General features: G+C 71.9%; 1 protein-coding gene. It reads right to left on the bottom strand.

Annotated features, from left to right (window positions below):
- The coding region (locus tag G4D87_RS21965; protein ID WP_163784038.1) for a non-ribosomal peptide synthetase/type I polyketide synthase at positions 1–12,971 on the bottom strand (12,971 nt) is incomplete at both ends.

Genomic DNA, 12,971 nt, shown 5'->3' on the forward strand with positions numbered 1-12,971 from the left:
CNCCGACTTCCACTTCTCGTGCGTCAGCAGCACCGACGCCCCGGTGTCCTCCAGCATCCACCCCAGCCGCTCCTTCGGGTACGCCGGGTCCACCGGCACGTACGCCGCCCCCGCCTTAAGCACCCCCAGCAGCGCCACCACCAGGTCCACCGAGCGCTCCAGGCACACGCCCACCAGCGACTCCGGCGCCACCCCCAGGCTTCTCAAGTGGTGCGCCACCTGGTTGGCCCTCGCCTCCAGTTCCCGGTACGTCAGCCGCTCCGTCTCGAACGCCACCGCCACCGCGTCCGGCGTCCGCGCCACTTGCGCCTCCATCAGCGCGTGGATGGTCGCCTCCGAGGCGGGCGCCAGCTCTCGACCCTGGAAGCCCTTCAGCACCTGGTGGCGCTCGGCCTCCGAATGGATGGCCACGCGCTGCAGTGACAGGTCCGGCGTGACGATGACGGCCCGGGCGAGCTCGATCAGATGGCCCGCGAGCCGCTCCACGGTGCCGACATCGAAGAGGCTCGACGCGTACTCGAAGCGGCAGAACAGGGTGTTCTTGCGCTCGACAATTTCCAGGCTCAGGTCGAACTTGGAGGTATCCGCCTCGATGCCGAGCTGGCTCAACTTCAGCGATTGATGCGCCACGTCCACGGTGGGCGTGTTGACCACGTTGAGGACGGCCTGGAACACGGGCGTGCGGCTCTGGTCACGCGGCAACTGGAGCGCTTCGATGATGCGCTCGAAGGGCGCGTCCTGGTGCGCGAACGCGTCCAGTGACTGGTGCTTCACGCGGCCCAGCAGCTCCCGGAACGACGGTGCTCCCTCCAGCCGCGAGCGCAGCGCGAGCGTGTTCACGAAGCAGCCCAGCAGTCCCTCCACCTCCGGCCGGGAGCGTCCCGCCGTGGGGATGCCTACCGCGAAGTCCTCCTGACCCGCGGTGCGCCCCAGCAGCGCCTGGAACAGCGCCATGAGCACCATGAACGACGTGGCGCCCTCACGCCGCCCGAAGGCGAGCAGGGGCTCCGAGACATCGACGGGCAGCTCGAAGCGGAAGCTGCCGCCCGCGTAGGACTGAATCGCGGGCCGGGGCCGGTCCGTGGGCAGCTCGAGCGCGGGGACGGCCGTGAGCCGCTCCTTCCACCACCGGACCTGCTCCTCCATCACCGCGCCTTCCAGCCACTGGCGCTGCCACACCGCGTAGTCGGCGTACTGCACCTCCAGCGGCGGAAGCGGAGAGGGGATGCCCGCGCTGAAGCAGGCGTAGAGCACCGACAGCTCGCGACCCAGCACCAGGGTGCACCACGCGTCGGAGATGACGTGGTGCTGCATCAGGCTCAGGACGTGCTCCTCCGGTCCCAGCCGGAGCAGCACCGCGCGCCCCACCGGCCCCTTCTCCAAATCGAAGGGAATCGCCCCGAGCGCCGCGCACCGCCGCAGCATCTCCGCTTCACGCGCCTCCGCCGTCTCACCGGGGACGTCTTCCAGCGGCATCGGCAGCGAGCCCTCCGCGTGGATGACCTGGACCGCGCCGTCTTCCGTGAGCTGGTACGTCGTGCGGAGGACTTCGTGCCGCTGCACCACCTCGTTGAGCGCGGCCTGGAGCGCTTCGACGTTCAGCGGGCCCGTGAGGCGGAAGCTGGAGCCGTTGTTGTACGCCGTGCTGCTCGGATCGAGCTGCTGGAGGTACCAGAGCCGCTGCTGCGCGAAGGACAGGGGCAGCGGCCGGCTCCGGGACACGCGAGCAATCGCGGAGGGCTCGGGTTGCAGCATCGGCGCGGGCGCCGAGGGCGCGGGGGGCGCCTTGGGCTTCGGCGCGGGCGCCTGCACCTTGGGCGCGGCGGGGAGGGTGACGTGCTCCACGCGGCCGTCCACGCGGAGCCGCGCGTGCCGCCCGGTCCGGAAGAGCCGGGCCTCGCTGCTCGACGGGTGCTGCACGAAACGGCGGCGCTCCTGTTCGTTGGCGCGCCACAAGTCCCAGGGGAGGCCCGCGCCCTCCAGGGCCAGCTCACCGACGACACCGGGGGGCACCGGCAAGCCAGCCGCGTCCAGCACCCAAGACTGGAGCCCTTCGGGGACACGCTCCGTCGGAGGCCGTGGCAGCAGGCCTCCCTCGTTGGCGGCACCCGCGAGCAGGACCTCCGTGCCCAGGTTCCGGTGCAGCGACAGGGCCAGCTCCGCGGAGGCGCCGTCCAGGACGAGCGCGCCCACGGGCTCCAGCGCCTCGCGGGCCTGCGGCAGCTCCACCAGCGTGCGCGCCAGCCGCGCCGAGGCATGCAGCAGGACGGCGCCCGACTGCCGGGCCAGCGCCAGCAGCTCGTCCACCGCGAGCGTTCCCTCCGCTTGCCGCTGGACCTTTCGCTGCGAGGCTTCCTGCACCAGCCGCTCGCGAATCACGGTCAGCCGGCGCAGGCCCTCCAGCACCACCGGCGTGTCCAGGCCGAAGTCGATGAGGCAGGCCACCTCGTCCACGTCGGCTTCCCGGACGTGGAGCAGGCGCTGCACGCCGCTCTCCACCGTGCCGATGAGGCCGGTGCCCTTCGCGTGGTGCTCGAAGGTGTGTTCGAGCAGGGCGTTCACATCCTCCTCGGACACCTTGTCGATTTCGCCCTGGTAACCCTGCGCGGCCAGCAGCGAGGCGGAGATCTCCGCTGAGCTCCGGAAGTAGCCCAGCAGCGGCTTGCGGACCGTGCGCAGCACCTCCTGTTCGTCATCGCCGATGAACGCGTGCAACATCAGCGCGACGTGGCCCCGGCCCGGGTGCCCGTTGCGGCGCCAGGCTTCGCGGTAGAGCGCCACCTTCTGCTTCAGCTCCTCCAGTGACTGCGTGAGCAGACCGGTGAGCACGCCAGCGCCCACCTCGCCGGCCAGGCGGAACGTCTCCGGGCTGCCGGCGGCCGTGAGCCACACGGGCAGGTCCTTCTGGACGGGCTTGGGCCGCAGGCCCACCTCCACCGTGACGCCGCCACCACCTGGACGGCGGAGCTTCTCGCCTCGCCAGAGGGTCCGGAGGGTCTCCAGGTTCCGCAGGAGGACGTTGCGGCGATCCTCGTAGTTCTGCGGGGCGAAGGTGAAGTCCGCCACATGCCAGCCCGTGGCAATCGACAGGCCCGCGCGGCCTCCGGAGAGGTTGTCCACCACGGACCACTGCTCGGCGACTTGCAGCGGGTCATGCAGCGGGAGGACGACGCTGCCCGAGCGCAGGCTCAGGTTGCGGGTGATGGTGGCCAGCGCGCCCGCCACCACCGCGGGCTGGGGATAGAGGCCGCCGAACGAGTGGAAGTGCCGCTCCGGCGTCCACACCGCGGAGAAGCCGTTGGCGTCCGCGTACTTCGCGCCTTCGACCAACAGCTCGTACTTCGGACCGACGAGCGAGTCCTCATCGTTCGCGAAGTAGATGAGGCTCAGGTCCATCGCGCCCTGGCGCGGACCGCCGCCCTGGAGGACCTCCCACTGGGCCGTCACCTGCTCGGAGGGGAAGGTCACGGTCAGCCCGCGTGACAGGGCCCACAGGGCCTCCAGCTCCGGACGCTCCGCCGAGGACTCCGCGGCGGCCACCCACGTAGCGCCTTCCGCGGGCCGCAGCCGCTTGTCGAGCGCATCGAAGAGCTCGGTGAGCCCCTGATGCACCAGGGCCCACGGCGACTGGTTGGCGCCCACGGGCAACAGCCACGCCAGCGCTTCAGGGGCCGGAGCGGGGCTCTCCGCCAGCGCACCGGAAGACTCCAGCGCGTCCTCCACATGGAGCACCCGCGCCGCATCCAGCCGCGCGGCGGTCATGATGCCTCGCCATGTGATGAGCACCGGCACCCGGGCTCCGGGTGACGCGAAGTCCGACAGGCGTCCCAGGTCCGTGGGGCCCACGGCCACGACGGCGCCGCCGGCCTCCAGGACACCCCAGAGGACGGCCAGCTTCGCGGGGGACGGCTTCAGGCAGACGGCGACGGGCTCACCGGGCTGCACGCCAAGCGCACGCAGCCGAGCGGCGACGTCGCGCGCACGCTGGGCGAGGTCGCTCCAGGTCCACGACGTCGAGCCCTGCATGACGGCGGTGGCTCCCGGCTGACGGACCGCGCGCTGGGACAGCCGCGTGGGAATCGGCGTGGAGACGGACCGGGGCAGGGGGGCGGGCCAGGCGCTCCGGTCCGCCGCCGTGGCCAGGGGCAGCCGGGAGATGCGCTCCGAGGGCCGGGCCAGCGCCGAGCCCAGCAACACCTGGAGGTGCTCCACCATGCGCTGGGCCGTGGCTTCGTCGAACAGCTCCGTGGCGTACTCCAGCGCGCCGCCGATGCGGCCGGAGTCATCGCCGAGCACCAGGGACAGGTCGGACAGCGTCGCGCCCCACTGCACCGGCGCGTCCGGCACTTCCATCATGGTTCCGCGGACACCGGTCAGCTCCAGCGCCGCGGCGGCTCCGCCCGCGGTGGTGTGGAAGACGAAGATGGTGTCCGTCAACCGGCCCCGGCCAATGTCCTTGCCGGGGATGAGGGCCTCCACGAGGTGCTCGAAGGGCACGTCCGGACGCAGCTGGACGTCGTTGACCTCCTGCCGCACGCGGGCGATCAGCTCGAGGAACGTCGGGTCATCCGCGAAGCTGGTGCGGAACGCGGCCGAGTGCGCCACGTACCCGATGAGCGGCAACAGCTCCGGCCGGGTGCGGTTGCCAATGGGCGTGCCGACGATGATGTCCGTCTGTCCGCTGTAGCGGTGCAGCAGCGCCTGCCATGCGGCGAGCACCATCATGTACGACGTGTAGCCCTCACGCTTTCCGAACTCCGCCACCTCGCGGGACAGCGCGGCCGAGAAGGACACCGGCATGCGCACCGACGTGAGCGGACTCGTCGGAGGGCGCGGCCGGTCCGTGGCGAGGCCGAGCTGCCGTGGCATGGCGGCGAGCTGCTGACGCCACCAGGACTCCTGCTCGGGGAGGCGCCCTTCGGCGACGACCTTGCGCTGCCATGCACCGAAGTCCGCGTACTGCACGGGCAGCGGGGCCAGGGGAGACGGCCGTCCCTGCTGGAAGGCCGCGTAGCACTGGAACAGCTCGTGGATGAAGATGGAGATGGACAGCGTGTCGCTGACGATGTGGTGGATGTTGCCCAGCAGGATGTGCAGGCGCTCGTCGAGCCGGACCAGCGTGGTCCGGACAACGGGGCCCTTCACCAGGTCGAACGGCTTCGCGGCGTCCTCGCGCGCCAGCCGCATGGCCTCGGCCTCGCGGTGCTCGGGGGCGCCGGTGAGGTCCACGCGCACCAGCGGGATGTGCATCCGCGCGTGGAACCGCTGCACCGGGCGGCCGTCCACCACGTCGTAGGTCGTCCGCAGGGACTCGTGGCGCTGGATGATCTCCTGGACGGCGCGCTCCAGGAGGACCGCGTCCACGGCGCCTTCCAGCCGCAGGACGAACGGGATGTTGTACGCGGACAGGCCCGGCAGGTGCTGCTCCAGGCGCCAGACGCGCTCCTGCACGAAGGACAAGGGCAGGGGCTCGTTCCGCGGCAACGGGACGATGGGCAGCTCGCGCGAGGTCTCCACGGCGGGGGCCTGACGCAGCAGGGGCTCGATGCGCTGCGCGATGCCCGCCACGGTGGGGGCCTCGAACAGCGCGGCCAGGGGGAGCTGGACGCCGAACGTGGACCGCACCTGGTTGAGGAGCTGAGCGGCCATCAGCGAGTTGCCGCCGATCTCCAGGAAGTTGTCGTCGCGGCCCACGAACGTCATGCCGAGCCGCTCGCGCCAGAGTGAGGCCAGCCGCTCCTCGATGTCGCCTCGGGGCGCGTCTTCACGCTCTGGCGTGGCGACAGGCGCAGGCGTCCCCTGGGCCTGATGCGGCGACGTGGCCTGGGAGGCCGCGAGGCTGCCGTGGGCCTGATGCGGCGACGTGGCCTGCGGGGCCGCGAGGCTGCCGTGGGCCTGGGGCGGAACCGAGGAGCCATTCTGTCCGCCTGGCACGTGGGCCGAGGACTGAGTGGTTCCGGGCGTCGCGAAGCCCGCGGACGCCTGCGCCAGCGACGTGGACGCCGCGGGCTGAGCCGCCCCGGTCGTCGCGAAACCGCCCGGGGGCTGGAATGACGCCGCGACCGCAGCCGCGTGCCCCGCGCCATTCGCCAGCGCGGAAGTAGCAGTCTGCGCTGGCCGCACCGGTGCCTCCACCCAGCACCGCTTCTCCTGGAACGGGTACGTGGGCAGGTGCAGGCGCAGCCGCTGTTCGTGGCCGTAGAAGACGTTCCAGTCCACCGAAACGCCCAGGGTCCACAGCTCGCCCACCGAGGTCATCAGGCTCGCGTGCTCCGTGCTCGTACCGCCACGGCGCAGAGTCGCCACCGCCTTGACCCGCTCCTTGTCGCGTCCCAGGCAGGCACGCACCAACGGCGTCAGGTCCTGCCCCGGGCCCACCTCCAGCAACAGGCTGCATCCCTCTTCGAGCAGGGCCCCCACGGCGTTCGTGAAGCGCACCGGCTGACGCATCTGCGCCGCCCAGTACTCCGGCTGGGCCAGCTCGTTCGCCTGGGCCCAGCGCCCCGTGACGCTGGAGGAATACCGGAGCGTCGGCGCATGGCGCTGGAGCGAGCTCACCACCTCCGCCAGCGCTGGCATCAGCGGCTCCACGTCCGCCGAATGGAACGCATGTGGCGCGGGCATCCGCACGGTGCCCACCTCACGGCGGCGCAGCTCCTCCTGAAGCCGCTCCACCTCCGCGACGGGCCCGGCGACGACGCAGCGGTCCGGCGCGTTGATGGCCGCCAGCGACAGCCGCCCCGTCAGCAGCGGCAGCACCTGCGACTCCGGCATCGCCACCGCCAGCATCGCGCCCGGAGGCATGCGGTGCATCAGCTCGCCGCGCGCCACGGCGAGCCGCATCGCGTCCTCCAGCGACAGGACACCGGACAAGCACGCGGCGGCGTACTCACCGAAGCTGTGCCCCAGCACGGCGTAGGGCCGCAGGCCCCAGTCCATCCACATCCGCGCCAGCGAGTACTCCACCGTGAACAGCGCGGGCAGGGCGGCGCGGGTGTCAGCCACCGCGGCGGCGTCCATCCCAGGCCCGGCGAACAGCACCTCGCGGACCCGCTCCCGGAGCGCGGGCTCCAGCAGCGCCAGGCACGCCTCCGCATGCGCGCGGAAGGCCGGCTCCGCTTCGTACAGCTCGCGGCCCATGCCCGCCTGCTGCGCGCCCTGGCCCGGGAAGATGAAGGCCACCCGGCGGCGATTCACGTCGGCGTCCGTCACCTTCACCGGCGTGTACGGCTTGCGCAGCCGCGCCGTCAGGTCCGCGGCGTCCCGGGCCACCACGGTGCGCCGGAACTCGAAGGCCTTGCGGCCCACGGCATGCGTGAAGGCCACGTCCGCCAGGGACAGGTCCGCGGCGTGGGCCCCCGCATGTCCGGCGAGCTGCCGCGACGCCGCCTCCAGCGCCTCGGCGGAGCGGGCGGACAGCGTGACGACCTGGTGCGAGCGCGTGGTGGAGCCGCTGTGCGCCATGGGGGACTCCTCGAGCACTGCGTGGGCGTTGGTGCCGCCAATGCCGAAGGAACTGACGGCCGCGCGGCGCGGCGTCTCGGTCCTCGGCCACGGCCGCAGGGTGGTGTTGACGAAGAAGGGACTGGCGTCGAAGTCGATCTGCGGATTGGGCCGCTCGAAGTGCAGGCTGGGCGGCACCTCGCCGTGGTGCAGGGACAGCGCGACCTTCATCAGGCCCGCCAGTCCGGCCACCGTGTCCAGGTGCCCCATGTTGCTCTTCAGCGAGGCCAGGGCAATGGTGCCCCGGTGCTCGGCGCCCAGGCCGTAGGCGCGCTGGAGCGCGGCCACTTCAATGGGGTCGCCCAGCGGCGTCGCGGTGCCGTGGGTCTCCACGTAGCCGATGTCCTGCGCCCGCACGCCGGAGCGCGCGAGCGCCTGGGCGACGACCGCCGCCTGCCCCTGGACGCTGGGGGCGGTGTAGCCGGACTTGTAGCGCCCGTCGTTGTTCGTCGCCGTGGCCCGGATGACGGCGTAGATGGAGTCGCCGTCGCGCTGCGCGTCCTCCAACCGCTTGAGGACCACGCACGCGACGCCGTTCCCGGACACCGTGCCCTGCGCGTTCGCGTCGAAGCTCCGGCAGCGGCCGTCCGGAGAGAGAATCATGCCCTCCTGGTAGACGTAGCCGGTGCGCTGCGGGACGGCGATGCGCGTGGCCCCCGCCAGCGCCACACCCGAGCGGCCCGCCAGCAGGTTCTGACACGCGAGGTGGACGGCGACGAGCCCCGTGGAGCACGCCGTGTACACGAGGACGCTCTCACCGGTGAGCCCCAGCTTGAACGAGGCCTTGGTGGCCAGGCTCTCATGGGTGGCGGTGCCGTAGAGCTCGAACAGCGCCGCGCCATCCAGCGGCAGCGTGGCGCGGACCGCGTCCTTGTAGCCGGAGTCGATGGCGCCCGCGTACAGCGAGATGGCCTCGGGCGTGCGCTCCGGGTCGATGCCCGCGTCCTCCAGCGCGGACCACGCCGTCTGGAGGAAGAGCCGCTGCTGCGGGTCCATCCACTGCGCCTCGCGCAGCGACAGGTCGAAGAAGCCCGGGTCGAACCCCTCGATGCCGTCCAGGACACCACCGGCCGGGACGAAGGCCGGGTGCTGCGACAACTCCACCCCCTCGGGCAGGCCGGGCAGCCGCTCCAGCTCCTCGGGCGTGAAGCGGGAGATGGACTCCACGCCGTCGCGCAGGTTCCGCCAGAAGTCCTGGACGGAGCTGGCGCCCGGGAAGCGGCCCGACATGCCCACGATGGCGACCAGGCCAGAGCCCGTGGTGGGCTTCGCCTCGGCGTTGCCAGGTTCGGAGACAGGCTGGGGCCGCGTGGGGGCCTCATCCCCCTTCGCGTCGCGCTCCAGGACGGCGGCCAGCGCGTCCACGGTGGGGTGCTCGAACAGCCACACCACCGGCACCTCCCGGTTCAACGTCTCCCGCATGCGCTTGGCGATGCGCACCACCGACAGGGACGTTCCGCCCAGGTCGTCGAAGAGGTGGTCATGGAGGCCGATGCGCTCCGTGCCCAGCTCCTTCGCCCACAGCGCGGCGAGCTGCTGCGCCAGCGGGCTGGAAGGCTCCACGAACTGGCCATCGCGGCCCGTGGAGGCGCTGTCCGGCGCCGGGAGCGCCTTGCGGTCCACCTTGCCGCTGGTGCTCAGCGGCAGCGTGGGGAGGACCACGAAGACGGACGGCACCATGTACTCGGGGAGCCGCTGACGCATGCCCGCGCGGAGCGCCGCGACCTCCAGCGGCGCGTCGTCGCGGCCCATGGCGTAGGCCACCAACCGCTTGTCGCCGGGGACGTCCTCGCGGACCACGGCGGCGGCTTCGAGCACGCCGGGCTGGGTGCGCAGCGCGGCCTCGACGTCCGCCAGCTCGATGCGGAACCCCCGCACCTTCACCTGGTTGTCGGTGCGGCCAATGAACTCCAGCGTGCCGTCCGGGCGCCACCGGACCAGGTCGCCCGTCCGGTAGAGGCGCGCGCCGGGCTGCGTGCCGAAGGGAGCGGGGATGAAGCGCTCCGCCGTGAGGTCCGGCCGCGACACGTATCCGCGCCCGAGCCCTTCACCGCCCACGTACAGCTCGCCGGGCACCCCCACGGGGACCAACTGGAGCTGCGCATCCAGCACATATGCCTGCGTGTTCGAGACCGGCCGGCCAATGGGCACGGAGGCCCCGACCTGCGAGGCCTCGGTGGCCGTGTAGCTGGTGGAGATGATGGAGTTCTCCGTCGGGCCGTAGCCGTTGGAGACGGGGACGCCGGTGGCCGTCAACGTGCGGCGTGTGTGCGGCGCGGACAGGATGTCGCCCACCACGTGGACGGCCCGCAGCTTCTTCAGCAAGTCAGTCCGGTGCTCCACCACCTGCGAGAACAGGCCCGCGGGGAAGTGGATGAGCGTGACGCCGTGGCGCTCCACCACGCGGGACAGCGTGTCCAGGTCGCTGGCCTGCGCCTCCGGCGGATAGAGGACGACGCGGTTGCCGTTGAGCAGCGGCATCCACAGCTCCATCACCGAGCCGTCGAACGAGGCGGGCGCCATGACGAGCCCCGTCTCCCGGACGCCGAAGCGGATGAAGGGCTCGCTGTGCATGAGGCGCAGGACGCCTCGGTGCGGGATGGCCACGCCCTTCGGACGACCCGTGCTCCCGGACGTGAACATCACGTAGGCCAGGTGGTTCGGGCCCACGTCGGACACAAGGGGCGTGGTGGGCCACTCCGACAGGTCCACCTCTTCCAGGAGCAGGGTGGGAAGCCCACCATCGGGGAGCGGCAGCTTCGCGTGGTTGGCCCGCGACGTGAGCAGCAGGTGCGGTGGCGCGTCCTCCAGCATGATGGCCAGCCGCTGCGCGGGGTACGACGCGTCCAGCGGCACGAAGGCGCCTCCGGCCTTGAGCACCGCCAGCATCGCGATGACCCACGCCGAGCCCCGGTCCAGGCTCACGGCCACGAGCACTTCCGTGCTCACGCCGCGCGCCCGGAGCAGGTTCGCCAGTTGGTTGGCCCGCGAGTCCAGTTGCTCGAAGGTCAGCGTCTCGTCACCAGACTCCAACGCCACGGCGAACGGGCGCAGGGCGGCGTGCCGCGCGATGACCTCCGCGATGGTGCCGCCAGCGCCGTCGTACCGGGCCGAGGTGTCGTTCCATTCCTCGAGGAGCTGCTGACGCTCGCCCGGGGTGAGCAGCGCCAGCGTGCCCAGCGGCTGGTCCGGAGCCGCGGCCACGGCCTCCATGAGCACGCGCAGGTGCCCGGCGAGGCGGGCCACGGTGGCGGGCTCGAAGAGGTCGGTGCTGTACTCGATGGCGCCGCGCAGGCCGTCGGCGTCGTCCATGAGGACCAGGCCCAGGTCGAAGCGCGAGGTCGCGATGTCCACGTCCGCCGGACGCAGCGTGAGGCCGGTGGCCCGCATCGGCCCCATGGGGGTGTTCAGCAGCGAGAAGAAGGTCTGCACCAGTGGGTTGCGGCCCAGGTCCCTGCGCGGCTGGAGCTCCTCGACCAGCTTCTCGAAGGGCAGGTCCTGGTGCTCGTACGCGGCCAGGGTGGTGTCACGGACCTGCGAGAGGAACGCGCGGAACGAGTCCCGCGGACGGACCCGGGCTCGCAGCACCAGCGTGTTGACGAAGAACCCGACCAGGCCCTCGACCTCGCCGTGGCGGCGGCCCGCGATGGGCGAGCCCACGAGCAGGTCCTCCTGCCGGCTGTAGCGCGCGAGCAGCACCTGCCACACGGCCAGCAGCGCCATGTAGGGCGTGCCTCCCGCCTGCCGCGCGAGCGCGAGGAACGGCGCCACCACGTCCTGGGGCAGGTGGATGGGGTGGAGCTCGCCGAACTGCGAGCGCTGGGTAGGCCGCGGCTTGTCGGTGGGCAGGTCCAGCACCTGGGGCGCACCGGCGAGCTGCTCCTTCCACCAGTCCACCTGCGCGGTGAGCACGTCCCCCTGGAGCCATTGCCGCTGCCAGGACGCGAAGTCCGCGTACTGGATGGGCAGCGGCGGCAGCGCCGGGCTTCGGCCCTGGGCGAACGCGTCGTAGGCGGCGGCGACCTCGCGCACGATGACGCCGAGCGACCAGCCGTCCGACACGATGTGGTGCATGGTCAGCACCAGCACGTGCAGCTCGGCGTCCAGCTTCAACAGAAGGGTGCGCAGGAGGGGGCCCGCGCTCAAATCGAACGGCTGTCCCGCCTCCGTGGCGGCCAGCCGGCGCGCCTCGGCCTCCCGGTCGCCTTGGGGCAGTCCGGTGAGGTCCGTCAGCGGGAGCGCCCACTCCGTCGCGGGGTGGATGACCTGGAGGGGGTCACCGTCACGCATGACGAAGCAGGTGCGCAGCGGCTCATGACGTCTGACGAGGTACTCCAGCGCGCGGCGCAGGGCCTCGGTGTCCAGCGCGCCTTCCAGCCGGACCGCTCCCGGCAGGTTGTACTGGCTGCCACCGGGCTGGAGCTGGTCGATGAGCCACAGTCGCTGCTGCGCGAAGGACGGCGGCAGGTCCCCGTCGCGCGGCACGGGCCGGAGCGCCGGAATCTGGGGCGCGCTGGCGCGCATGAGCATGTCTTCCTCGACGAGCTCGGTGACGCGGGCCACGGAGGGCGCATCGAAGAGCGCGTTGAGGGACAGCTCCACGCCGAACGTCGTGCGCAGCCGGGAGATGAGCTGCGTGGCCAGGAGCGAGTGGCCTCCCAACGCGAAGAAGTCGTCGTGCAGGCCCACGCGCTCCACGCGCAGGAGCTCACGGAAGAGGGCGGCGACGCGCTGCTGGAACGGAGTCATGCGCTCTTGAACGGGCGGGGCAGCGGCCCCGGGGACAGGGGTGACAACCGGCTGAGGCAGGGCCTTGCGGTCCACCTTGCCGTTGGGAGACAGGGGGAGGGACGGCAGTGTCACGATGGCCGTGGGCACCATGTGGGCCGGTAGCCGCTCAGCCAGCCGTGCCCGCAGCGCCGTCACGTCCGGCGCCGGTTCTCCCGTGACATAGGCCACGAGGCGCTGATCGCCTGGGGCGTCTTCGCGCACCAAGGCGACGGCATCGATCACCTCGGGGTGGGCTCGCAGCGTGGCTTCGACTTCACCCAGCTCGATGCGGAAGCCGCGCAGCTTCACCTGGAAGTCGGCCCGGCCCAGGTACTCCAGCGTGCCGTCCGGCAGCCACCGCGCCACGTCTCCGGTGCGGTACAGGCGCGCCCCCGGAGTGCCGCTGAAGGCGTCCGGGATGAAGCGCTCCGCCGTCAACTGGGGCCGCTGCCAGTAGCCGCGTCCCACCTGCACGCCGCCAATGTGCAGCTCGCCGGGAATGCCCACCGGCGCTGGCTGCCCGTGCGTGTCCAGCACGTACAGCACCGTGTTGGCCACCGGCCTGCCAATGGGCACCCGGTGGAAGTCCTCTCCGCGCGGGCAGGGCCAGTACGTGACGTCCACCGCTGCTTCCGTCGGGCCGTAGAGGTTGTGTACCCGCACCGGTGCGGGCAGCCGCGCGTACGCCTTCTTCACCA

The organism is Myxococcus vastator, assembly GCF_010894475.1.
Taxonomy (GTDB): Bacteria; Myxococcota; Myxococcia; order Myxococcales; family Myxococcaceae; genus Myxococcus; species Myxococcus vastator.